The sequence below is a fragment of the Pseudomonas sp. MT92 genome, assembly GCF_058792515.1.
In genome coordinates this window covers 188,893-213,091 of record NZ_JBXAFA010000008.1, presented here as the reverse complement: position 1 = coordinate 213,091, position 24,199 = coordinate 188,893, and the positions used below count along the sequence as shown (strand labels likewise).

The following is a 24,199-nucleotide window of genomic DNA, read 5'->3' as shown; positions in this document are numbered from 1 at the left end:
GACCGGCGCGGTTAATACCCCACCAGTCACGTCGCAGTGCCCCCACACTGCCTTCAGCGCGCTCGCCACTCTCCCAAACGCCCCCGCAAGCGGGCCGCGCACTGGCTGTGTAACTGGCTGACCCGAGATTCGCTAACCCCCAGGACCTCACCGATTTCCTTGAGATTCAACTCTTCGTCGTAGTACAGCGCCAACACCAGTCGCTCGCGCTCCGGCAAATTGGCAATCGCATCCGCCAGCGCCGCCTGGAAGCGTTCATCTTCCAGATCGCGTGACGGCTCGAGATGAGCACTCGCGCCATCCTCGTGCAGCCCTTCGTGTTCGCCGTCCTGCAACAGATCGTCGAAGCTGAACAACCGGCTGCCCAGGGTGTCGTTCAAAATCCCGTAATAATCATCGAGACTCAATTGGAGTTCGGCCGCAACTTCGTGATCTTTAGCGTCACGGCCGGTTTTAGCTTCAATCGAGCGAATTGCGTCGCTGACCATGCGCGTGTTGCGGTGAACCGAACGAGGCGCCCAGTCCCCCTTGCGCACTTCATCGAGCATGGCGCCGCGGATTCGTATGCCCGCGTACGTTTCGAAACTCGCGCCTTTGCTGGCGTCGTATTTGGCCGACACTTCCAGCAGGCCGATCATCCCGGCCTGGATCAGGTCTTCGACCTGGACACTGGCCGGCAGACGCGCCAGCAAATGGTAGGCAATGCGTTTAACCAGTGGCGCGTAACGCTCGATCAACTCGTACTGCGCGTCACGTGCCGACTTCTTGTAAAGGTTGTAACCGCTGGCGGTCATAGCACGGGTCCTGCCGTTTGTTGCACAAGGCGCTCAACGAAAAACTCCAGGTGTCCACGCGGGTTGGCAGGCAGCGGCCAGGTGTCGACTTTCTGGGCGATAGCCTTGAACGCCAGCGAGCACTTGGAGCGCGGGAACGCTTCGTAGACGGCACGTTGCTTCTGTACCGCCTTGCGTACGCTTTCGTCGTAAGGCACGGCACCGACATATTGCAGGGCGACGTCAAGAAAGCGATCCGTGACCTTGGTCAGTTTGGCGAACAGATTGCGGCCTTCCTGCGGGCTCTGCGCCATGTTGGCCAGGACCCGGAAACGGTTCATGCCGTAATCGCGGTTGAGCAATTTGATCAAGGCGTAGGCGTCGGTGATCGAAGTCGGCTCATCGCAGACCACCAGCAAGACTTCCTGCGCCGCGCGGACAAAACTGACTACCGAGTCACCAATGCCCGCAGCGGTGTCGATCACCAGTACGTCGAGGTTGTCGCCGATGTCGCTGAAGGCCTGGATCAGGCCGGCGTGTTGCGCCGGACTCAGATGAACCATGCTCTGGGTGCCGGACGCGGCCGGCACGATGCGGATGCCGCCCGGCCCCTGCAACAGGACGTCACGCAGCTCGCAGCGGCCTTCGATTACGTCGGCCAGGGTACGTTTGGGTGTCAGGCCCAGGAGAACGTCGACGTTCGCCAGCCCCAGGTCGGCGTCCAGCAGCATGACGCGACGGCCAAGCTCAGCTAAAGCCAGGGACAAGTTCACTGACACGTTAGTCTTCCCGACGCCACCTTTGCCGCCGGTCACCGCGATCACCTGTACGGGATGCATGCTGCCCATGTTATTTCTTTACCTTGTCTTGCATAGACGGAGGCCACATTACTGGCTGCGCGTTCTCAACCGGAACAATGCATGGCAGACCATCGATGTAGGTACAAAAACTATTCATTTTTACCTCAGCCAACCTGCTTGGTCGGACTGTGGTAGATGTCAGCGAACATGTCAGCCATGGCTTCTTCGCTGGGTTCTTCCTGCATTTGCACGCTAACGGCGCGACTGACCAACTGATGACGACGCGGCAGATGCAAATCATCCGGAATCCGCGGGCCATCGGTCAGGTAGGCCACCGGCAGTTCATGACTGATGGCCAGGCTCAACACCTCGCCCAGACTGGCCGTTTCATCCAGTTTAGTCAGGATGCAGCCGGCGAGCCCGCAGCGCTTGTAACTGTGATAAGCGGCGGTTAGAACCTGTTTCTGGCTGGTGGTTGCCAGAACCAGATAATTTTTCGATTTGATGCCCCGACCGGCCAGGCTTTCGAGCTGCATGCGCAGGGCCGGATCACTGGCCTGCAGGCCGGCGGTATCGATCAGCACCACGCGCTTGCGCAGCAATGGATCCAGCGCCTGCACCAGCGATTGCCCCGGATCGACATGGGTCACCGACACATTGAGAATCCGACCAAGGGTCTTGAGCTGCTCCTGGGCACCGATGCGGAAGCTGTCCATGCTCACCAGCGCGATGTTCTGCGGGCCGTACTTGAGCACGTAACGGGCGGCCAGCTTGGCCAGGGTGGTGGTCTTGCCCATGCCGGCGGGGCCGACCATGGCAATCACGCCGCCCTCTTCCAGCGGCTCCATTTCCGGCGTAGCGATCATCCGCGCCAGGTGCGCCAGCAGCATGCGCCAGGCCTGACGGGGTTCGTCGATATCGGTGATCAGCGCCAGCAGATCCCGTGACAACGGGCCGGACAGGCCGATGCGCTGCAAACGGCGCCACAGGTTCGCCTGATCCGGACGACTGCCTTGCAGCTGGTTCCAGGCCAGGGAGCCGAGCTGTACTTCCATCAGCTCACGCAAGCTGTTGAGTTCGAAACGCATGGAGTCCAATGCCCGCGGGTCCACACCGCTCGACGCTGGCGCTGCAGCGGGTGCAGGACGACGGGGTTCGGCATACGTCGGTTCGATCAACGGCTCGGCAGCGGTCAACGGCAAGCCGGCGAACAATTGACGATTGGTGCCAATGTCGCTCTCGCCATCGCCTCGCAGGCTCAATTCAGCCTGGGCGGTGACGATCCGCGATTGCGTCTTGCGCAGCTCGTCCTCAAGCTCCATGTTCGGCACACGCGGGGCCAGCGCCGACAGCTTGTAATCCAGGGCAGCCGTGAGTTCGACACCACCGGCGATACGGCGGTTGCCAATGATGGCGGCGTCGGCGCCCAGCTCATCACGAACCAGCTTCATGGCCTGACGCATATCGGCGGCGAAAAAACGCTTAACTTGCATAAACCACTACCTCAGCCGTTGGGCCCTACTGTCGCAACGATGGTCACTTGCTTGTTGTCAGGGATTTCCTGGTAAGCCAACACGTGCAAACCCGGGACTGCCAGCCGGCCAAATCGCGAAAGCATCGCGCGAACCGGACCAGCGACCAGCAGAATCACCGGTTGACCTTGCATCTCTTGACGCTGCGCCGCATCGATCAACGAGCGCTGCAGCTTCTCAGCCATGCTTGGCTCCAGCAGAACGCCCTCTTCCGAGCCTTGCCCTGCCTTCTGCAGACTATTGAGCAATATTTGTTCCAACCTTGGCTCCAGAGTGATAACCGGTAGCTCCGACTCAGTGCCTACAATGCTTTGGACGATGGCGCGGGATACGCCGACGCGCACGGCGGCCACCAAGGCGGCAGTATCTTGACTCTTGGCGGCATTGTTCGCGATGGCTTCGGCGATGCTGCGGATGTCCCGCACCGGCACCTGCTCGGCCAACAGCGCCTGCAGCACCTTGAGCAACTGCGACAGCGAAACCACGCCCGGCACCAGCTCTTCTGCCAGTTTTGGCGAGCTTTTGGCCAGCAACTGCATGAGTTGCTGCACTTCTTCGTGGCCGATCAGCTCGCTCGAATGCTTGTACAAAATCTGGTTCAAGTGGGTTGCCACTACTGTACTGGCATCGACCACGGTATAGCCGAGCGATTGCGCCTGTGCACGCTGGCTCATTTCGATCCAGACCGCCTCCAGGCCAAAAGCCGGATCTTTGGCGGTGATGCCATTGAGCGTCCCGTAGACCTGCCCCGGGTTAATCGCCAACTCGCGCTCCGGGTAAATCTCCGCCTCGGCCAGGATCACCCCCATGAGGGTCAAGCGATAGGCACTGGGTGCCAGGTCGAGGTTGTCACGTATATGCACGGTGGGCATCAGGAACCCGAGGTCCTGAGAGAGCTTCTTGCGCACGCCCTTGATTCGCGCGAGCAACTGGCCACCCTGGTTTCGGTCCACCAGCGGAATCAGGCGATAACCCACTTCCAGGCCGATCATGTCGATAGGCGTCACATCGTCCCAACCCAGTTCCTTGGTTTCCTGGGCGCGAGCCGGCGAAGGCAACAGTTCTTGCTGACGCTTGACCTCTTGCAGCGCCTGGACCTTGGCCACGTTCTGCTTCTTCCAGAACAGGTAGGCGCCGCCTGCCGCCAGGGCTGCCATGCTCAGGAACGAGAAATGCGGCATGCCGGGCACCAGGCCCATGACCGCCATCAAGCCAGCGGCCACCGCCAGCGCCTTGGGCGAGGCGAACATCTGGCGATTGATCTGCTTGCCCATGTCTTCCGAACCGGAAGCACGGGTCACCATGATCGCAGCAGCGGTCGACAACAACAGTGATGGCAATTGCGCCACCAAACCGTCACCGATGGTCAACAGCGCGTACACCTTGCCGGCATCGGCAAAGTTCATGTTGTGCTGGAAGATCCCGACCGCCATGCCGCCGATCAGGTTGATAAACAGAATCAGCAGGCCGGCAATGGCGTCACCGCGAACAAACTTGCTGGCACCGTCCATGGAACCGTAGAACTCGGCTTCCTGGGCCACTTCCATCCGGCGCAGCTTGGCTTGATTCTGATCGATCAGGCCGGCGTTGAGGTCGGCGTCGATGGCCATCTGTTTACCGGGCATCGCGTCCAGGGTGAAACGCGCGCTGACCTCGGAGATGCGTCCGGCACCCTTGGTCACAACGACGAAGTTGATGATCATCAGAATCGCAAACACCACGATACCGACCACGTAGTTACCGCCGATCACCACCTCACCGAAAGCCTGGATCACCTTACCGGCAGCGGCGTGGCCGTCCTGACCATGGAGCATCACCACCCGCGTGGAGGCCACGTTCAACGCCAGCCGCAACAACGTCGCCACCAGCAGAATGGTCGGGAACACCGCGAAATCCAGCGGCCGCAAGGCGTACACGCACACCAGCAGCACGACGATCGACAGGGCAATGTTGAAAGTGAAGAACACGTCGAGCAGGAACGGCGGCACCGGCAACATCATCATCGCCAGCATGACCAGCAGCAACAACGGCACACCCAGATTGCCTCGACTGAGGTCAGCGATATTGCTGCGGGCACTGTTGATTAACTGAGAGCGATCCACCGGTTTTCCCCGTTCCTTTAAAGCAAACTTTTGACGCCTGAAGCGGGCGCAGAGCGGCTACTGCAAGAAGCCTTCCAACTTTTGCGAAGGGAGAAACAGATGTTTTTTTCAGGGGGATATGGATGGCCTGGACGGACGTGCTCACGGGTTTGCGCTTTGGCAACACTTCTTGCGCAACCATCGGTGCGACGACTAACCCCCGGTTAATGCAGCCCCTGCAAACTGCGGCCCGGCAACGAATATCGATAAGGCCTTGAAACAGGAAGGAAACGGCAATGCAGGACATCAAGAATACTGAATACACCCGCACCGCCAAGGGGTTGCACTGGGGCATGGCGCTGGTCTGGATGATCAGTTGGGCGATGGGTATTTTGGCCACGCACTGGCGTGATGAGCTGAACCCTCAACACGGGCTCACCTTTTTGCACAAGGCGCTGGCCAGTACATTGCTCTTTGCGATTGTCATGCGCGTTGCGTGGCGACTGATGCACCAACCGCCTGCCTTGCCGCACAGCATGTCTGCACTGATGAAACGCGGCGCAATGATCGGACATGCTTTGCTCTACGCAATAGCCTTGATCGCCCTGCCCCTTTCGGGCTGGTACTGGAGCTCGGTTGCGGACAAACCCATCCTGGTGGCGGGCCTGTTTACTCTGCCTTCACTGGTGAATCCCGATCCCGATCTCTACGACCTGGCCAAATACACTCATACCTGGACCTCGTGGTTCTGTGGCGCACTGGTCGGCGGGCATATCTTGATTGCGTTGAAGCACCAATTTATCGACAAGGACAACATCCTCGCTGCAATGCTGCCAAAAACCAAAACGCAACGTTGAAAATCAGGCGTCGCGCCGCAAATCCGGCGGAATCGGCAGATCATCCTTGAGCGGATCAGGCCGCTTGCCCTTGCCTGCCCGGTACTGGCGAATCTGATAAACGTAAGCCAGCACCTGCGCGACGGCCAGATAGAGCCCACCCGGAATTTCCTGCTCAAGCTCGGTGGAGTAATAAATCGACCGCGCCAATGCCGGCGATTCCAGCAAAAGGATCTCGTTGGCCGCCGCGATTTCCCGGATTTTCAGGGCCAGGAAGTCGCTGCCCTTGGCGATCAGCATCGGCGCCCCGCCCTTGTCCGGATCGTATTTGAGCGCCACGGCGTAGTGGGTCGGGTTGGTGATGACCACGTCCGCCTGGGGAATTGCCGCCATCATCCGCCGCTGGGACATATCGCGCTGCAGCTGGCGAATCCGCTGTTTGACCTCTGGGCGCCCTTCCTGATCCTTGTGTTCGTCGCGGATTTCCTGCTTGGTCATCAGCAGCTTCTTGTGGCTTTCCCAAAGCTGTACCGGGACATCCACGGCGGCGATGATGATCAGCCCGCAAGCCATCCACAAGGTGCTCCAGCCCACCACTTGCAGACTGTGGATGATCGCCATTTCCAGCGGTTCATGGGCGATGCGCAACAAGTCGTCGATGTCGGAGGTCAACACCGCCAGGGCCACGAACAGGACGATGATGAACTTGGCCAGGGCCTTGAGCAGCTCCACCAGCGCCTTGGCGGAAAACATGCGCTTGAGACCCGGACCGGGGTTCATGCGACTGAATTTGGGCGCCATGGAACCCGCGGCGAACAACCAGCCACCGAGTGAAATCGGTCCGATAATCGCCGCCAGCACCATCGCAATCATGAAGGGTTGAATCGACCATAGCGCGATTTTCCCTGAATGCATGAGGTAGGTGGCCATGGATCGCTGATCCAGAATCACTTCCCGCGGCAGCGAGAAATTCAGGCGCATCAGCTCCATCATGTCTTGCGCCATGACCCCGCCGAAAATCAGCAGCGCACTGGCACCGACGAGCATGATGGCCAGGGTGTTGAGCTCCTTGGAGCGGGCAATCTCGCCCTTCTCCCGGGCATCCTTTTTCTTTTTCTCCGTGGGGTCTTCTGTTTTGTCCTGACCGCTTTCGCTCTCTGCCATGACTCAGCGCGCCTGTGCCAGTTCGCGTAAAAACTGCAAGGCCTCGGAGGCCATCGGTTGATACTGGTTGAGTATGTCCGCCAGCCCGACCCAGACGATAAACAGCCCGAGCACCAGCGTCAGTGGAAAACCTATGGAGAAAATGTTCAATTGCGGCGCCGCCCGGGTCATCACGCCAAAGGCGATGTTGATCACCAGCAACGCCGTGATCGCCGGCAACACCAGCAGCAGCGCCGCACCCAGCACCCAGCCGAGCTTGCCGGCCAGCTCCCAGTAATGATTGACCGTCAAGCCACTACCGACCGGCAGCGTGGTGAAGCTTTCAGTGAGCACCTCGAACACCACCAGATGGCCGTTCATCGAGAGGAACAACAGCGTCACCAGCATGGTGAAGAATTGCCCGATCACCGCCACCGACACACCGTTGGTGGGGTCGACCATGGACGCGAAACCCATGCCCATCTGAATGGCGACGATTTGCCCCGCCACGACGAAGGCCTGGAAGAACAACTGCAACGAGAAGCCCATTACCGCACCGATGAGGATCTGCTCGGCGATCAGCAGCAACCCGCTCAGGTCCAGCGCATGCACCGGCGGCATGGGGGGCAGGCCCGGCGCGATGACCACGGTGATCGCCACGGCGAAATACAGGCGTACCCGCCGGGGCACCAGGGTCGTGCCGAAAACCGGCATGACCATCAGCAGCGACCCCACGCGAAACAGCGGCAACATGAATGCCGCCACCCAGGTACTGATCTGGGTGTCGGTCAATGCGAGCAGCGACATGGTTTAACCGATGACCTGCGGAATGCTGCCGTACAACTGCTGGATGTACTCCATGAAGGTCTGCACCAACCACGGACCAGCAACGATCAGCGTCACCAGCATCACCAACAGACGCGGCAAAAAGCTCAGGGTCTGTTCGTTGATCTGGGTGGCGGCCTGGAACATCGCCACCAACAGACCCACCAGCAAACTGGGGATGACCAGCACGGCCACCATCATGGTGGTCAACCAGAGCGCTTCGCGGAAGATATCGACGGCGACTTCAGGCGTCATGGCGACACACCGCCAAAACTGCTGGCCAGGGTGCCGATGATCAACGCCCAGCCATCGACCAGTACAAACAGCATGATTTTGAACGGCAGGGAAATGATCAGAGGCGACAGCATCATCATACCCATCGCCATCAGCACACTGGCCACGACCAGGTCGATGATCAGGAACGGAATGAAGATCATGAAGCCGATCTGAAACGCGGTTTTGAGCTCCGACGTCACGAATGCCGGCACCAGGATGGTCAGTGGCGCCTGATCAGGCGTGGCAATGTCGGTGCGCTTGGACAGGCGCATGAACAGCTCCAGATCGCTGGTACGGGTCTGGGCGAGCATGAAGTCCTTGATCGGCACCTGGGCCTTGGCCACGGCATCCTGGGCGGTGAGTTTCTCTGCCAGGTACGGTTGCAAGGCATCCTGGTTAACGCGATCGAACACCGGCGCCATGATGAACAAGGTCAGGAACAGCGCCATGCCCGTGAGGATCTGGTTCGACGGCGTCTGCTGCAGGCCCAGGGCCTGACGCAGGATCGAAAAGACGATGATGATCCGGGTGAAACTGGTCATCAGCATGACGAACGCCGGGATGAAACTCAGCGCGGTCATGATCAGCAGGATCTGCAGGCTGACCGAGTACTCCTGCGCGCCCTGGGCATTGGTGCCCAGGGTAATCGCCGGGATCGATAGCGGATCGGCGGCGAACGCCAGCGGCGTGGCCAGCATCAGCGCCAGCGTCAAGACGATGCGTAACGCACCCATTACTTCTTATCCTTCTGATCCTTGCCCAACAGCTCCATCAGGCGCTGGGCAAACTCGGGGGTCGTCGACTCGGTATTGGGCACCTGCACCGGCTCCTTGAGCACATGCAACGCCGTGATGGTGCCAGGGCTCAGACCCAGAAGAATCTGCTCGTTGCCGACTTGCACCAGCATCAAACGGTCACGCGGGCCCAGGGCACGGGAACCGATCAGTTCGATCACCTGCCCCTTGCCGGCCGGTCCAGCCTGCTGGACCCGACGCAACAGCCAGGCGAGGAAAAAAATCAGCCCCAGCACCAGCAGCAAGCCGAATACCAGTTGCGTCAATTGCCCGGCCACACCGCTGCCGACCGCGGGTACGGCAGCGGCGTTCGCAACCGTCGCCACCGGTTCGGCCGCCAGCACGCTGAGCGGCAACGCCAGCACAAACCCCAGAAGCCTTTTCACTCAGCGCAGCTTCTTGATGCGTTCGCTTGGGCTGATCACGTCGGTCAGGCGGATGCCGAACTTCTCGTTGACCACCACCACTTCGCCGTGGGCAATCAGCGTGCCGTTGACCAACACGTCCAGAGGCTCACCGGCCAGACGATCGAGCTCGATCACCGAACCCTGGTTGAGCTGCAGCAGGTTGCGGATGTTGATGTCGGTGCTGCCGACTTCCATGGAGATCGACACCGGAATGTCGAGAATCACGTCCAGGTTCGGACCCTCGAGACTGACCGGCTCGTTGCTTTTCGGCGAGCTGCCGAACTCTTCCATGGGCAAGCGATTGGATGACGAACTGGCCGCATCGGCGGCCAGCAAGGCATCGATGTCGTCCTGCCCGGCATCACCGGTTTCTTCCAGGGCCGCAGCCCATTCGTCCGCCAGCGCCTGGTCGTCCTGGGTATTCATGTCGTTTGCCATCTCGTGTTCCTCGGCAGGCAACCATTCGATTGGAAGCCGTCAGTTAAAAGCGAATGTTTAGGGCGCCTGTCAGCGGCGTTCGATCGGCTCGATCACCTGCAACGCGAGGTTGCCTTTGTGCGAACCCATCTTGACCTTGAAGGCCGGCACACCGTTGGCGCGCATGATCATCTCTTCCGGCATTTCCACCGGGATCACGTCCCCCGGCTGCATGTGCAGGATGTCGCGCAGGCGCAGCTGGCGACGGGCAACCGTGGCGCCGATTGGCACGTCGACATCCATGACGTCCTGGCGCAATGCATTGACCCAACGCTCGTCCTGATCGTCGAGGTCCGACTGGAAACCGGCGTCGAGCATTTCGCGCACCGGCTCGATCATCGAGTACGGCATGGTCACGTGCAGGTCACCGCCACCGCCATCGAGTTCGATGTGGAAGGTCGAGACCACAATGGCTTCGCTCGGACCGACGATGTTGGCCATGGCCGGGTTCACTTCCGAGTTGATGTACTCGAAGTTCACTTCCATGATCGCCTGCCAGGCCTCCTTCAGATCGACGAAGGCCTGTTCCAGCACCATGCGCACGACACGCAGCTCGGTCGGGGTGAATTCACGACCTTCGATCTTCGCGTGACGGCCGTCCCCACCAAAGAAGTTGTCCACCAGCTTGAACACCAGTTTGGCGTCGAGGATGAACAGCGCCGTACCGCGCAGCGGCTTGATCTTGACCAGGTTGAGACTGGTCGGCACGTACAGCGAGTGCACGTATTCGCCGAATTTCATCACCTGCACGCCACCGACCGCCACGTCTGCCGAGCGGCGCAGCATGTTGAACATGCTGATGCGTGTGTAGCGGGCGAAACGCTCGTTGATCATTTCCAGGGTCGGCATGCGTCCACGGACGATGCGATCCTGGCTGGTCAGGTCATAGCTTTTGACGCTGCCGGGTTCGGCAACGGTATCGGTCTGTACCAGACCATCGTCGACGCCATGCAACAGCGCGTCGATCTCATCCTGGGACAGCAGGTCTTGCACGGCCATGTCGTGTTCCTACTGCAGTACGAAATTAGTGAAAAGCAACTGTTCGACGACCACTTTGCCAAGTTCTTTCTGCGCCACTTCCTGGACGCTGGCCGTGGCCTTCTGGCGCAACATTTCCTGGCCGACCGGCGACGCGAGCGTGGCGAAGTCTTGCCCGGAGAACAGCATGACCAGGTTATTGCGGATCACCGGCATGTGAACCTTGAGCGCATCCAGATCAGCCTGGTTGCGGGCCAGCATGGTGATGCTCACCTGCATGTAGCGTTGACGGCCGTTCTGGTTGAAGTTGGCCACGAACGCCGGCGCCATGGATTCGAAAATCGCGGGCTGCTTGCCGACCGGGGCGGTTTCAGCCACGGCAACAGGCTTGCTCTGGTTACTGTGCATGAAGTACCAGGTCGCCCCCACGGACAAGCCGATCGCCAGCAGCAGGGCCACCACGATCAAGATAATCAGCTTGAGTTTGCCTTTGGTTGCGGGGTCTTTTACTGCTGCGTCGCTCTTCGCCATGCCAATAATCCGTCACTATTCGGGTTTTCACAGTCGCACGGCAAGGCAAGAGCAAGTGTTATGCCATGTAGGAGCGAGCCTGCTCGCGAAAAAACCGGGAACGTCGCCGGACGCGGGGTCTGGCGCGTTATCGTTGACGCCCATCGTCGGAACGCCACCCGGAGCGAGCTCGCTCCTGCAAGGGTTTTGCGGTTAATCAGGCGTAGTAGTCGACGGCACTGGAGCCGATCACGCTGGTCGTTGTCGCAGCCACTTCAGCCACGCTCGAGGCGATATCGTCATCCACGGAGTCGAGGCGGCCACCACTGGCACTGGTACGCCCACTCTGCCCTTGATGGGCCTGATCCTGTCCTTGCTGCGATCCACGGGACTGATCGGACACGTTGACATCGACCTGCCCCATGCCCTGCTGCGCGAACATGTCGCGTAACCGATGCATCTGCCCGTCGAGCGCTTCGCGAACAGCCGGATGAGCGCTCATGAACGTCACCTGGGTCTGTTGATCCGGCACCATGTTGACCCGAATGTCGAGGCGCCCCAGTTCCGCCGGCTGCAACTGAATGTCAGCCGCCTTCAGATTGGCACTCGACAGGTACATGACACGATTGACCACTTCGTCGGTCCAGCCACTCTGATGCATCGCGATCGGCTGGTTCACGGGCAATGCGTTGGCGGTTTTCGGCGTGGCGGCCTGAGTCAACGCCGCCAGACGGTTGGCGAAATCATCAACCCGAGTGTCGCTGCTGGCGGATTTGAGATCCTTTAGACCGTCATCGATCAGGCCACTGAACGCCTTGTCCCCACCCTGGCTGGTGCTGTCCTTGTCGGCTTGCACTTCAAGCATGCTCGCCATGCCGGCGGCAAAACTCTGTGCCGAGGTCGGCTCTCCATCAGCCTGCGCCTGTGCGGAGGTCGATGCCGCTTTCGGCTGCGCCTGACTGGATGCGGAAACGTGGCCGCTCTGCTCCATCGCCATGCGAACAGCCGGTAACGCGTCAAGGGGATCGGCTTGGGGATCAAAATCGGGGGGCGTGGTCGCGGCGGCCGCAGTTGTCGTTGTCGCTGGCGCTGTGACCGCTGCGGCGACTGGCGCTTCAACCGATGGCTGTACAGTTTCAGCCACTGGCGGCGTTGTCGGCACAGGGGCGGTCACCACCGGCTGCACGGCCTGCATCATGGCCGGATCGAGCGCCGGGTCTACTGGCGCTGTATCGGCAGCCAGGGTCTGCGCGGCATCCGAAGCATTATCGCTGGCGACCTTGTCACCGCCCTGCGCCGGTTTATCGGCGGGCAAGGTTTTGCCGCTATCGGCAACCGTCGGTTCCGGGGCGGCAGATTTATCGCCGGTGATGTCTTTTTTTCCGGCGTTGTCGGGAGCTGTTTCGCGTGCCGGCTTGGCCGGTCCGTCTGCCGTTGCAACGGGTTTGTTCTCGGCTTGCTTGGCATAGACCTGCGCGAAGCTGGAGGCCTTGTCCCCGGGCTCAGCGGTTGGCGCCGTGGAATTGGCGGCAGCTTGAGTCTTGGCCTGCGCGGCGGCCTGAAGAAGTGAATTGGGGGTAACGGGCATGAAACGGTCTCCGCTGCACTGGGATCGTAGGTACAGTTGGGGGAGATTACTGCAAGGGTCGCGCCAGTTTTGTTCAAACGGCGCCGTTACTAGCGCCGAATGATCAAACTGGCGGAGAGCGAACGCCGTCGCTCCTCCTCATAGAGCGGTCGAACGAACGCGAATTCGCGATCGATTTCCGCGACAAGCGCCTCAGCGCCTGAAAGATTTTTACCTTGAGCCTTCAGCTCCAGCTCATGACACAGGCCAGCCAGGCGAATCGCGCCCATGTTGCTGCTGCTGCCCTTGAAGCTGTGGGCCGTCTCAAGGAACTGCGTAGCGTTGGCGGCCTGTTTCAGCAGCTGCAAGCGCTGTTCGGAATCTGCGAGAAAGGTATCCACCAGGATCGGATACTCGCCCTCCATGACCTCTTGCAACGCGCTAAGCACGTCCGGGTCGAGATGTTTATCTGCCACTTGCTCACTCCTTGATCAAGAATGCGCGGATTATGCCAGAGCCTCCCAGTAAAACTCCACGCGGGCACTACGACCATCGTCGGACCAGCTGGCATTGCGCCCCAACTGGCGGATCAGACTGATTCCGCGTCCCGACAGACGGACAGGATCCAGGGGACGTTCCAGCACCCGCTCGACATCAAATCCCTTGCCGCTGTCTTCGACGCAAATCGCCAGGCAACCGCCCTCGCCCTCTGGCGTGACCTGCAAATGCACCCGGACAAAACCGTCCTGCAACTCATCCAGGCGCACATTGCGCTGTTGGTAGTAGCGGGTAAAACCCGAAGCATCGCGCTTGAGGCCTGAATCCAGGCCAAGCACACCATGCTCCAGCGCATTGGAATACAACTCGGCCAGCACGCTGTAGAGCGCCCCGCTTTGTGCCCGCAGACCGTGAACCTCCAGCAGCAATTGCAGCAAATAGGGCAACGGGTTGAAGCGCTTGAGGGTGGCGGCACGAAATTCGAAACTCACCGACCAGTCCAGCGGGCAGGATTGACCGCTGTCGGAGTAGACCACGGCGGGCGGATTCAGCCGCGCGGGCTCCAACAGGCTGATTTCGACCATGCTCACGTCGTCGCGCGCTTCGCCGCCAAAGTCCCGCAGCGCCCGCTCGATCTCTTCGAACAGTGCATCCGGCTGACGATTGAGCGCAAACACCTCTTGCAGTCGCTGCACGCCAAACAGCTGTTCGTTGGCATCGCAGGTGTCGATCACACCGTCGGAGAGCAGGAATACCCGATCCCCGAGCGCCATCGGAAACACTTCAGTGCGATCATCAAACGCTTGCGGACTCAGCACGCCGAGGGGCAAATGGCGGGCAGTCAGGGGCGTTCGTTCGCCAGTGGCCATGCTGTGCAGGTAGCCGTCCGGCATGCCGCCATTCCAGACCTCCACCGAACGTCGCTGAACACTCAGGCACAGCAGCGTTGCGCAGCAGAACATGTCCACCGGCAGGATGCGTTTGAGCTTGGCATTCATCTCGCGCAAGGTTTCCGCCAGGCCATAGCCCTTGGCGGTCATGCCGTAAAAGACTTCAGCCAGGGGCATCGCACCGACGGCAGCCGGCAAACCGTGGCCGGTGAAATCGCCAAGCAGCACATGCATGTCACCCGCCGGGGTGAACGCGGCCAGTAACAGATCGCCGTTGAACAGCGCATAGGGCGATTGCAGGTAACGGATATTAGGGGCGTTGAGGCAGCCAGAATGGGCCACCTTGTCGAACACGGCCTTCGCCACCCGCTGCTCGTTGAGCAAATACTCGTGGTGCCGGGCGATCTGATCGCGCTGTTGCAGCACGGTGGCCTGCAATCGTCGCAATCGGTCCATCGCCTTGATCTTGGCCGAGAGAATCACCTGGTTGTAAGGCTTTGCCAGAAAGTCGTCGCCGCCCACTTCCAGGCAACGGGCCAGGGCTTCGCTTTCGGACAATGACGTCAGGAAGATGATGGGCACCAGGGTTTCCCCGGCCAGCGCCTTGATCTGCCGGGCGGCTTCGAAGCCATCCATCACAGGCATCATCACGTCCATCAACACCAGTTGCGGACATTGCAGGCGAAAGACTTCGACCGCTTCGGCACCGTTGGCCGCGGTCAGCACCTGATGCCCCTGGCGACGAACGATGCTCGACAACAGCATGCGATCTGCCGCGCTGTCTTCGGCAATCAGAATCGTCAGCGATTCGAGTGCAGGCTGCACGGCGTTCAACTGATGTCGAACAGTTTGTCGAAATTGGAAATCGCGAGGATTTTCTTCACATCGGAACTGCTGTTGACGACGCGAATATCGGAGTTTTCGCCACCGGCATGATCCCTAAGCAGCAACAACATCCCCAGTGCCGAACTGTCGAGATAAGTCGCTTCTTTGAGGTCGACGACAACGGAACTCGGCATGGCGCGATCGGCGAGGTCATAGGATTCACGAAATTCCTGATGCTTGGCGAAATCGAATCGTCCCTTGACCGATATCGTCAGCTTTTGTCCATCCGCAGAGATTTCTGTAACAACTGACATGTCATGGCTTCCTTGTCATTGGGGAACCTGCTTGTACAAGGTTTAGCATTTGGTAAAGGTTGGGGCAAGGCCGGAAAAAGTTGCCGTCCATCAGATCGCCATCGCGGCTCATCTTTTCAATACGCATCCTGGCGCGGCAAGCGCTGGGACAACTCATCCAGCAGCTTTTGTTCGCGCTTGTCTTCGAGCACCCGCGCTTCATCCGCGTAGCGTTGCACCAGTTTGCGCAAACCTTCGACCCGAGCAAATGCCTGCTGCCAGGTTTCCCGGGCCTTGTTCAGGTTGTTCTGGTGCCAGGCCAGGCTTTGGCGCTGCTGATCGATGGCCGTGCCCAGTTGCGCCAGAAAGCCTTGATAGCCCAGCAGCCATTGGCCCGACACGCCGCCACTGCCGCGCACGATCCATTGTTCTTGATAATCGAGACGAAAGGCTTCGAGGTCGGCGAGTTTGCTTTCCGCCAGACGCACCTGCCCCTGAAAGTGCCCAAGACGCTGGGCTGCGGTTTTCTCGGCCTTTTCGGCCATGCCCACCACGGGGGCCAGGCGCCCTGCCCGGGTCTGGGCCATGACCGGTTAACCGCCCGCCGCAGGCGCGAAGATCGAGGCTAGATAGGCTTCGCTTTCGCCCAGGCTGACGTTGTCGTTGAGGCCCTGGCGCAGGTATGTGACCAACCGTGGCTGCAGGGAAATCGCCAGATCGGTCTCGCGATCACCACCGGCAACATAGGCACCGACGCTGATCAAATCGCGACTCTGTTGATAGCGCGACCACAACTGTTTGAAATACTGCGCACGGGCCATGTGCTCCGGCGACACCACCGCCGGCATGACCCGGCTGATGGACGCCTCGATGTCGATCGCCGGGTAATGCCCCTCTTCGGCCAAGCGCCGGGAAAGCACAATGTGGCCATCGAGCACGCCTCGCGCCGAGTCGGCAATCGGGTCCTGCTGATCGTCGCCTTCGGACAGTACGGTGTAGAACGCGGTGATCGAACCACCGCCCTTCTCGGCGTTACCGGCCCGTTCCACCAGTTTCGGCAACTTGGCGAACACCGAGGGCGGATAACCCTTGGTCGCCGGCGGTTCGCCGATGGCCAGGGCAATTTCCCGCTGGGCCTGGGCGAAACGGGTCAGCGAATCCATCAGCAACAGGACGTTCTTGCCCTTGTCACGGAAATATTCGGCAATTCGCGTGCAATACATGGCTGCGCGCAGACGCATCAGTGGCGCATCGTCCGCTGGCGACGCCACCACCACCGAACGCTTGAGCCCCTCCTCACCGAGGATGTGCTCGATGAACTCCTTCACTTCACGACCCCGCTCACCGATCAGCCCGACGACGATAATGTCGGCCTCGGTGAAGCGGGTCATCATGCCCAGCAAAACGGATTTACCGACGCCGGTACCGGCGAACAGCCCGAGCCGCTGACCGCGACCGACCGTCAACATACCGTTGATGCAGCGAATGCCGACATCCAGCGGCTCGCTGATCGGTTCGCGCTTGAGCGGGTTGATGGTCGGGCCGTCCATCGGCACCCAGTCCTCGGCTTTCATCCCGCCCTTGCCGTCCAGCGCACGCCCGGCACCATCGAGTACTCGCCCGAGCATGCTCATGCCCATCGGCAGGCGACCGGCATCCGCCAGGGGAACAACCCGGGCGCCGGGCGCAATGCCGGCGACGCTGCCGACCGGCATCAGAAAGACTTTGCTGCCGGAGAAGCCCATGACTTCGGCTTCGACCTGTACCGGGTGATAGCTGTCGTCGTTGATGACCATGCAACGGCTGCCCATGGCGGCGCGCAAGCCTTCGGCTTCAAGGGTCAAACCGACCATGCGCAGCAAGCGCCCTTCCAGGATCGGTGCGCCGGCCAGTTCCGTGGCCTCGGCATAACTGCCCAGGCGCCTGGCGAAACTGGTGCGATCAAGGCGCATCGGGAACGTCCGGCGCTGGCGCAATGGCCGGCTTGGCTTCGACCGGCAGTTCCAGGCTCAGGTCAGGGGCGGCCGGGTGCAGGGCCTGTTCGTGCAGTTGATCCAACAGCTTGTCCATCACCCGTGCAACGCGGGTTTCGATCGTGGCATCGATGCGGCTGTGTTCCGTCTCGACCCGGCAACCGCCCGGCAGCAATGCTTCGTCTTCAACGATGCGCCAGGTTTCCTCATGACGCTCGCGCAGGGCTTTGACCTGCTCGAAATCTTGCGGATTGATGTACAGCCGCACATTGCCGACGCCCAGCGGCAGGAGCTTGAGGGCCTCGCGCATGACGTGTTCAATCTGCGTCGAATCGATGGTCAGTTCGCGCTGAATCACTTGTTTTGTGATGTGCTGGACGAGGTCGACCAAAGACTTTTCGATCTGTGTGTCCTGTTCGGCAATAGGCTCGAACAGATGCGCCATCAGTTGTTCCAGACCGGCAATCTTCGCCGCCAGCGCCACTTCGGCTTCCTGACGAACCCGCAGCGTGGTGCTATGGAATCCCTCTCGCTCACCGGTGGCGAAGCCTTCGTTGTAGGCTTCCTGACGAATGCTTTCGAGCTCTTCGAGGGTCAGTGGCTGGACTTCTTCCAGCGGCACTTCTTCCATTTCCGGCGGTTCGGGTTCGGGTTCCGGCTCAGGCTCGGGTGCAGGCGGGTCGAAGCTGGGCAGCGCCCAGGTATCGAAACCACTGACATCCCTGGCCCGGATCAGGTCAGTGGGCGACTCATCATGCTTGGCCATGGTGTTAGATCATTTCCTCGCCGCCCTTGCCGCCGAGAACGATTTCCCCGGCTTCGGCCATACGGCGGGCGATGGTGAGGATTTCTTTCTGCGCGGTTTCCACGTCGCTGACGCGCACCGGGCCCTTGGCCTCTAGGTCGTCGCGCAACAGTTCGGCCGCACGCTTGGACATGTTCTTGAAGATCTTTTCCTTGACCCCTTCGTCCGAGCCCTTGAGGGCCAGCACCAGGACGTCGGAGGACACTTCGCGCAGCAACGCCTGGATACCACGGTCGTCGACATCGGTCAGGTTGTTGAACACGAACATCAAGTCTTCGATCTGACCGGACAGGTCTTCGTCGACTTCACGGATCGAATCCATCAACTGACCTTCGATCGAGCTGTCGAGGAAGTTCATGATGTCGGCGGCGCGCTTGATACCGCCCAGGGTGGTACGCGAAGCATTCGAGTTGCCGGAGAACTGCTTCTCCAGAATCTGGTTGAGTTCTTTCAGGGCTGCCGGTTGCACGGTGTTCAGCGAGGAAACCCGCAGAATGATGTCCAGTCGCACCTTGTGGTCGAAGTTGCCAAGCACTTCACCAGCCTGGTCCGGATCGAGATAGGCCACCACGATTGCCTGGATCTGCGGGTGTTCGTAGCGGATCACGTCAGCGACGGCGCGCGGCTCCATCCACTTCAGGCTGTCGAGGCCACTGGTGTTGCCGCCCAGCAGGATCCGGTCGATCAGGCCGTTGGCCTTGTCTTCGCCCAGGGCCTGGGTGAGCATTTTGCGCACGTAATCGTCGGAGCCAACGCCCAGGCTGGTCTGGTCGCCGACGATGTCGACGAACTCGCTCATCACCTGCTCGACCTGCTCGCGGTGCACGTTACCCATCTGCGCCATGGCCACACCTACACGCTGGACCTCCTTGGGCCCCATGTGGCGCAGTACCTGAGCGGCATCGGTCGAGCCCAGAGACAGCAGCAGGATCGCGGCTTTGTCGACTTTGGACAGTTTGGCGGCAACGGCTCGGTTATCACTCATCTGCGTTAATCCACTCTTTCACGACCTGGGCCACACGACCCGGATCTTCTGCCACCAGACTCTTGATTGCGTTCAACTGTGCGTCATAGCCTTCGCTCGGGCTCGGCAGCAGGATGCTGGTCGGGCCACCGAGGCTGACGCGGTCGTTGGCCAGTTCGCCGTCCAGACCGCCCATGCCGCCCAACTCGACGTCGCTGCCGATGCCGGCCAGCTGCTTGCCTTTGCCGCCACCGGTGATGTTGTTGAGCACCGGACGCAGTACACCGAACACCAGCACCAGGATGAACAAGACACCCAGCACTTGCTTGACGATGTCCCAGAACCACGGCTGGGAGTAGAATGGAATATCGGCAATCACTTCACCGCGCTCGGCAGAGAACGGCATGTTGATCACGCTGACACTGTCGCCACGGCTGGCATCGAAACCGACAGCGTCCTGCACCAGACGAGTGAAGCGCGCCAATTCATCGGCGCTCCACGGCGCACGGGTGGTTTCACCGTTGGCCGGGTTGATCTTGACCTGATCATCCACCACCACCGACACCGACAGGCGATTCAAACGACCCTGCTGCTGCTTGGTGTGGCTGATGGAACGGTCGAGTTCGAAGTTCTTGGTGGATTGTTGACGCTTGTCCGCCGGGTACGGAGCCAGCATCGGCTGACCGGTGGCCGGGTCCATGATTTGCTGGCCGTTGGCATCAAGCAATGGCTGGCCTGGCTGTACCATACCGGCCGACGCCGTGGCGCCACCGGTGGTTTGCGGTGCCGAGGCCGGCGACGGCGGCTGGTTGCTCAGGGCACCCGGTACGCCTTGCGGGCCATTGCTTGCGGTACGCTGTTCGTTGACCGACTGCTCACTGCGCAACGCTGGCTGGTCGGGATTGAACTGCTCGGAAGTCGATTCGACGGCACTGAAATCCACATCGGCCGAGACTTCGGCTTTGTAGCGGTCATTGCCCAACACCGGCTGCAGGATGTTATACACGCGCTGGGTGAGCATGCTTTCCATGCGACGGCTGTAATCGAACTGCTTGCCGGCCATGGTCAGTTCGGAGTTTTCCGCCTGATCAGACAGCAGGTTGCCTTTCTGGTCGACGACGGTGATCTGCGACTTGCTCAGTTCGGGAACGCTGGTCGCCACCAGGTTGATGATGGCCACGACTTGGCCAGGCTCCAAAGAGCGGCCGGAATAGAGTTCAACCAGGACCGAAGCGCTTGGCTTGCGCTCGTCACGCACGAACACGGAGCTCTTCGGAATCGCCAGGTGCACGCGGGCACCCTTGACGTTGTTCAGGCTGGAGATGGTGCGCGCCAGTTCACCTTCAAGACCGCGACGGTAGCGGGTCGCCTCCATGAACTGGCTGGTGCCCAGACCCTGCTCTTTGTCGAGGATTTCAAACCCGATGTTACCATCGCTGGGAGTGACACCAGCAGCCGCGAGTTTGAGCCGCGCGCGGGACAGGTCATCGGCCTTGACCAGCAAGGCACCGGAATTGGGTTCAACGGTGTAGGGAATATCGGCGGAGGCCAGGGTATCCATGACCTGCTTGGCGTCCATACCGGCAAGGCTGCCGTACAGCGGCCGATAGTCCGGTTGCTGGGACCACAACACCACGGCAAAACCAATCGCCACGCTCGCGGCCAGGCCGACCAACAGGCCTACCTGACGCAGCATGGTCATCTCGGAAAGATTTTCCAGGAAGGACAGGCCGAACAGCGGCGGTTTGCCGTCTATCGGTGTGGCCTTGGCCGGAACATTATCGGCGACTGCTTCTGCCATGACTCAATCTCGTCCTTAAACCGGCATCTGCATGATGTCTTGGTAAGCCTGAACCAGCTTGTTACGCACTTGGGTCAACGCTTGAAAAGACACGCTGGCCTTTTGCGAGGAAATCATCACGTCGGTAAGGTCGACGCCGCTCTTGCCAATCTCGAAGGCGTTGGCCAATTGAGTGGAAGCCTGCTGGGTGTCGCTCACTTTATTGACAGCCTGACCGAGCATGTCGGAAAAGCTGGTGCCACTCAGTTCAGGGACTGCGGCAGACGACTTCGGCGCAGACATGGCATCCATTTGCATGGCGCGCATATCCAGCATCAATCGGTTGAACTCAATACCTTGGCTCATGACTTCTCTCTTTGACGAACTACGTCGTTGGCGTCCCGCAATTTTTTTGACACTCACTCGGCGGGTAATGAGGTGTTAGCAACAAGGGTGCCAGCTCCGTGGCTGCGCCCAACAAAAGCCAACCCCGGCCCTAATCCGAACCTCGCTCCCACAGGAACTGCGTCAGGTGGCGAACAAACAGGCTTCCACGTCCATTCCCGCATCGCGCATTTGCGCCAATTTGTAGCGCAAGGTACGCGGGCTGATGCCCAGCCGCTCAGCCGCCTCCTTGCGCCTGCCACGCTCGGTACGCAGCGTGTCGATAATCATCTGGAACTCACGGCGGCGCAGGTCATCCCCCAGCGCTCCGCCCGTTTCGGCTTCGACCTCCACTGCCCGCACGGGCACCGACGCCAAGGCCGGCAGGGGCGCGCAGGCGACCGGGCCGCTCAGACAGAAATCCTGAGGCTGAATCAAGCCACCTTGCTGCAGGATCAGCGCACGCTGGATCGCGTTATCCAGCTCACGCACATTACCCGGCCACGGATAACCGACCAGGCAAGCCTGCGCCTCGGGGGACAGTCGCGCCACGGCATGCTTCATTTTATTGACGTGCTTGGCCAGAAGACGCTCGGCCAGCGGCAGGATGTCGGCGGGGCGCTCACGCAACGGACGCCAGGCCAGCGGAAACACCGACAGGCGATAATAAAGGTCTTCACGGAAACGCCCCGCCGCCACTTCCCCGGCCAGATCACGGTTAGTGGTGGCGACGACACGAATGTCCAGGGTGATCGGCTTGCGCGCACCGACTCGCTCAACCTCGCGCTCTTGCAGCACACGCAGCAATTTCGCCTGAAGCCCCAGGGGCATCTCGGAAATTTCGTCGAGCAGGATAGTCCCGCCATCGGCCTGCTCGAACTTGCCGGCTTGCGCCGCTATGGCACCGGTGAACGAACCTTTTTCGTGACCGAACAGCGTGCCCTCCAGCATGTTGTCGGGGATCGCCGCACAGTTGATCGCAATGAACGGCTGGCTGCCGCGATGAGAATGCTGATGAATATAGCGTGCCAGTACTTCTTTCCCCGTCCCCGACTCACCGGAAATCAGCACCGTGGAGTCGCTGCGCGCGACCCGCGCAGCCAGTTCGAGCAACTGCGCACTGGCCGGTTCGAACGCGACAGGCCCCTCGCTCTCCGACGCGCCCAGACTGCCCAAGGCATGCCGGGCCACCAGATCGAGCAAGGCCTTGGGCTCGAACGGCTTGACCAGATAATCCGCAGCGCCCTGGCGCATCGCATCGACTGCCCTCTCCACGGCACCGTGCGCGGTCATCAGCAACACCGGCAGTTGCGGCTGACGCGCGCGCAGCAAGCCGAGCAATTGATGACCATCCATGCCCGGCATATTGACGTCGCTGATCACCAGGCTGAACGCCTCGCCCCCCACGGCGGCCAATGCCTCTTCCGCCGAACCGACGGCTTTGTAATCGCGTCCGGCGAGCAACAGCGTGTCAGCCAGTGCTTCGCGTAGTGCGCGGTCATCCTCGACCAGTAAAACTTTGATACCCATAACCTTCACTCGGCTCTCTGAGCGCTGGTTTTCTCACCAAAAAAAAGCGGCAGACTCACCTGCGCACAAGTGCCGCGCCCCAGCCGCGAGCGCAACTGCAACTCGCCCTGATGGGCACGCGCAACCGCCTTGACCACCGTCAGGCCCAGGCCGGTCCCGGTGGATTTCGTGGTAAAAAACGGCTCACCCAAACGCGCCAGCACGGCGTCGTCGATACCGCTGCCGCTATCGCTGACACACAGGCGCAGAGTGTTTTCGCGGGTGTACAGATGGACCTTCAGACGGACATGACCGCCGCTGGCCTGAATGGCGTTTTCGATGAGATTGAGAATGGCCCCGACCAGGGTGTCGCGACTGCACAGCAACTCGCCGACATGGCTATCACACTGCCAGCGGATCGGCATGTCCTGCACATGGGTCAATGCGGCCGCTTGCAGCGACTGCATCAGTTGCCTAGGGGTTACACGATCGGTCAAGGGCAGCTCGCCGCGGGCAAACACCAGCATATCGCGCACCTGGTGCTCCAGCTCATGCAGGCGCTCCTTGAGTCGCCCGGCGAAACGCTGCTGGGTCTCGACCGGCAACGCCTGCTCGGTCAAATGGCTTGCATACAGCAACGCGGCAGACAATGGCGTACGAATCTGATGAGCCAGCGACGCGACCATTCGCCCCACGGACGACAGGCGTTCGTGGCGGGCCAATTGATCTTGCAAATGACGGGTTTCAGTCAGGTCGTTGAGCAACACCAACTGACCGGGTTCTGCATCCAGCGAGCGCGTGGCAATCGACAAACGCCGACCGTCCTTGAGGGACACTTCATGGCCGTCGTCTTCACGGGGCGCAAAGCAACGGGCAATGACATGCCGCCACAGCTCACCCTCAAGAGGCAGCCCAAGCAGTTCGCAAGCCGCCGGATTGGCCTCGCGCACGATGCCCAGGGCATCAATGACGATGACACCGCCGGGTAACAGATCGAGGAGGTTTTGCAGACGGTTGGCCAGGCGTTCTTTTTCCGCCAGCTCCTGCATGCGCTGGGCACTGACCACCGCCAGCTCACCCTTGAGTTCAGTGACCCGGGCCTCGAGCATGCTGTAGGAATCGGTCAACTGGCTCGACATTTGGTTGAACAGGGCAAAAGCCTGCTCAAGACCCTGCCGGCTTGCCTGCTCTACCGACGACGGTTGCCCCAGGGTATTCCCAAAAGCATCTGAGACAGGAGACATCTGGGCGGCTTGGGGCATCGTGCTCTCTCGCTTGG

At 60.5% G+C, this 24,199-nt stretch carries 25 protein-coding genes; 1 reads left to right on the top strand and 24 read right to left on the bottom strand.

Annotated features, from left to right (window positions below; all coding sequences use genetic code 11):
- Window positions 1–53: 53 nt before the first annotated feature.
- The 4 genes from fliA to flhA form a co-directional block, all read right to left on the bottom strand.
- The gene (gene fliA / locus AC1Q6D_RS17005; protein WP_047531963.1) at window positions 54–794 is read right to left on the bottom strand and encodes an RNA polymerase sigma factor FliA; all 741 of its coding nucleotides are present in this window, start codon (window positions 792–794) and stop codon (window positions 54–56) included.
- A complete protein-coding gene (fleN, locus tag AC1Q6D_RS17000; protein ID WP_008001746.1) occupies window positions 791–1,621 on the bottom strand; it encodes a flagellar synthesis regulator FleN in 831 nt (276 codons plus the stop codon). Before fleN ends, fliA begins: the two co-directional genes overlap by 4 nt.
- Window positions 1,622–1,737: 116 nt before the next feature.
- Window positions 1,738–3,066 carry a flagellar biosynthesis GTPase FlhF gene (gene flhF / locus AC1Q6D_RS16995; protein ID WP_047531967.1) on the bottom strand — a complete coding sequence of 443 codons (1,329 nt, stop codon included), beginning with the start codon at window positions 3,064–3,066 and terminating at the stop codon, window positions 1,738–1,740.
- 11 nt (window positions 3,067–3,077) lie between these two features.
- The gene (flhA, locus tag AC1Q6D_RS16990; RefSeq protein WP_103402490.1) at window positions 3,078–5,207 is read right to left on the bottom strand and encodes a flagellar biosynthesis protein FlhA; all 2,130 of its coding nucleotides are present in this window, start codon (window positions 5,205–5,207) and stop codon (window positions 3,078–3,080) included.
- Between the two features lie 275 nt (window positions 5,208–5,482).
- On the opposite strand from flhA, the gene AC1Q6D_RS16985 reads away from it, so the two are divergent.
- The gene (locus AC1Q6D_RS16985) at window positions 5,483–6,043 is read left to right on the top strand and encodes a cytochrome b (protein ID WP_103402489.1); all 561 of its coding nucleotides are present in this window, start codon (window positions 5,483–5,485) and stop codon (window positions 6,041–6,043) included.
- Between the two features lie 3 nt (window positions 6,044–6,046).
- Here AC1Q6D_RS16985 and flhB read toward each other — a convergent pair whose 3' ends face one another.
- From flhB to AC1Q6D_RS16885, 20 genes are all read right to left on the bottom strand, one after another.
- Window positions 6,047–7,186, bottom strand: coding sequence for a flagellar biosynthesis protein FlhB (gene flhB, locus AC1Q6D_RS16980; RefSeq protein WP_103402488.1), 1,140 nt, complete (start codon window positions 7,184–7,186; stop codon window positions 6,047–6,049).
- A gap of 3 nt (window positions 7,187–7,189) precedes the next feature.
- On the bottom strand, window positions 7,190–7,972 hold the full coding sequence (gene fliR, locus AC1Q6D_RS16975; RefSeq protein ID WP_103402487.1) for a flagellar biosynthetic protein FliR: 783 nt from the start codon (window positions 7,970–7,972) through the stop codon (window positions 7,190–7,192).
- Window positions 7,973–7,975: 3 nt separating this feature from the next.
- On the bottom strand, window positions 7,976–8,245 hold the full coding sequence (gene fliQ, locus AC1Q6D_RS16970; protein ID WP_103402486.1) for a flagellar biosynthesis protein FliQ: 270 nt from the start codon (window positions 8,243–8,245) through the stop codon (window positions 7,976–7,978).
- Entirely contained in the window at window positions 8,242–9,000 is a 759-nt protein-coding gene (fliP, locus tag AC1Q6D_RS16965) for a flagellar type III secretion system pore protein FliP (RefSeq protein WP_103402485.1), read from the bottom strand. The genes fliQ and fliP overlap by 4 nt, the downstream gene beginning before the upstream one ends.
- The gene (gene fliO, locus AC1Q6D_RS16960; RefSeq protein WP_103402484.1) at window positions 9,000–9,446 is read right to left on the bottom strand and encodes a flagellar biosynthetic protein FliO; all 447 of its coding nucleotides are present in this window, start codon (window positions 9,444–9,446) and stop codon (window positions 9,000–9,002) included. Before fliO ends, fliP begins: the two co-directional genes overlap by 1 nt.
- Window positions 9,447–9,905: a flagellar motor switch protein FliN gene (gene fliN, locus AC1Q6D_RS16955; protein ID WP_103402483.1), complete on the bottom strand. Its 459-nt coding sequence runs from the start codon at window positions 9,903–9,905 to the stop codon at window positions 9,447–9,449. It abuts the gene before it with no gap.
- Window positions 9,906–9,974: 69 nt separating this feature from the next.
- Window positions 9,975–10,943, bottom strand: a complete 969-nt coding sequence (gene fliM, locus AC1Q6D_RS16950; protein ID WP_047531984.1) for a flagellar motor switch protein FliM — start codon at window positions 10,941–10,943, stop codon at window positions 9,975–9,977.
- A 9-nt stretch (window positions 10,944–10,952) separates the two neighbouring features.
- Entirely contained in the window at window positions 10,953–11,453 is a 501-nt protein-coding gene (gene fliL, locus AC1Q6D_RS16945) for a flagellar basal body-associated protein FliL (protein WP_103402482.1), read from the bottom strand.
- Between the two features lie 196 nt (window positions 11,454–11,649).
- The gene (locus tag AC1Q6D_RS16940; protein ID WP_103402481.1) at window positions 11,650–13,020 is read right to left on the bottom strand and encodes a flagellar hook-length control protein FliK; all 1,371 of its coding nucleotides are present in this window, start codon (window positions 13,018–13,020) and stop codon (window positions 11,650–11,652) included.
- 89 nt (window positions 13,021–13,109) lie between these two features.
- Window positions 13,110–13,475, bottom strand: a complete 366-nt coding sequence (locus AC1Q6D_RS16935; protein WP_103402480.1) for an Hpt domain-containing protein — start codon at window positions 13,473–13,475, stop codon at window positions 13,110–13,112.
- A gap of 30 nt (window positions 13,476–13,505) precedes the next feature.
- Window positions 13,506–15,212, bottom strand: a complete 1,707-nt coding sequence (locus AC1Q6D_RS16930; RefSeq protein WP_103402732.1) for an ATP-binding SpoIIE family protein phosphatase — start codon at window positions 15,210–15,212, stop codon at window positions 13,506–13,508.
- A 5-nt stretch (window positions 15,213–15,217) separates the two neighbouring features.
- Window positions 15,218–15,526: an STAS domain-containing protein gene (locus AC1Q6D_RS16925; protein ID WP_103402479.1), complete on the bottom strand. Its 309-nt coding sequence runs from the start codon at window positions 15,524–15,526 to the stop codon at window positions 15,218–15,220.
- Between the two features lie 116 nt (window positions 15,527–15,642).
- On the bottom strand, window positions 15,643–16,092 hold the full coding sequence (gene fliJ, locus AC1Q6D_RS16920; protein WP_103402478.1) for a flagellar export protein FliJ: 450 nt from the start codon (window positions 16,090–16,092) through the stop codon (window positions 15,643–15,645).
- A 6-nt stretch (window positions 16,093–16,098) separates the two neighbouring features.
- Window positions 16,099–17,457: a flagellar protein export ATPase FliI gene (gene fliI, locus AC1Q6D_RS16915; protein WP_103402477.1), complete on the bottom strand. Its 1,359-nt coding sequence runs from the start codon at window positions 17,455–17,457 to the stop codon at window positions 16,099–16,101.
- A complete protein-coding gene (gene fliH, locus AC1Q6D_RS16910) occupies window positions 17,447–18,244 on the bottom strand; it encodes a flagellar assembly protein FliH (protein ID WP_103402476.1) in 798 nt (265 codons plus the stop codon). Before fliH ends, fliI begins: the two co-directional genes overlap by 11 nt.
- A 4-nt stretch (window positions 18,245–18,248) precedes the next feature.
- Window positions 18,249–19,268, bottom strand: coding sequence for a flagellar motor switch protein FliG (gene fliG, locus AC1Q6D_RS16905; RefSeq protein ID WP_103402475.1), 1,020 nt, complete (start codon window positions 19,266–19,268; stop codon window positions 18,249–18,251).
- Window positions 19,261–21,048 carry a flagellar basal-body MS-ring/collar protein FliF gene (gene fliF / locus AC1Q6D_RS16900; protein ID WP_103402474.1) on the bottom strand — a complete coding sequence of 596 codons (1,788 nt, stop codon included), beginning with the start codon at window positions 21,046–21,048 and terminating at the stop codon, window positions 19,261–19,263. Before fliF ends, fliG begins: the two co-directional genes overlap by 8 nt.
- A 15-nt stretch (window positions 21,049–21,063) precedes the next feature.
- Complete coding sequence (gene fliE / locus AC1Q6D_RS16895; protein WP_103402473.1) at window positions 21,064–21,393, bottom strand: flagellar hook-basal body complex protein FliE; 330 nt, start codon at window positions 21,391–21,393, stop codon at window positions 21,064–21,066.
- 162 nt (window positions 21,394–21,555) lie between these two features.
- A complete protein-coding gene (locus AC1Q6D_RS16890) occupies window positions 21,556–22,941 on the bottom strand; it encodes a sigma-54-dependent transcriptional regulator (RefSeq protein WP_103402472.1) in 1,386 nt (461 codons plus the stop codon).
- A 5-nt stretch (window positions 22,942–22,946) separates the two neighbouring features.
- On the bottom strand, window positions 22,947–24,164 hold the full coding sequence (locus AC1Q6D_RS16885) for a sensor histidine kinase (RefSeq protein WP_371919871.1): 1,218 nt from the start codon (window positions 24,162–24,164) through the stop codon (window positions 22,947–22,949).
- Between the last annotated feature and the right edge of the window lie 35 nt (window positions 24,165–24,199).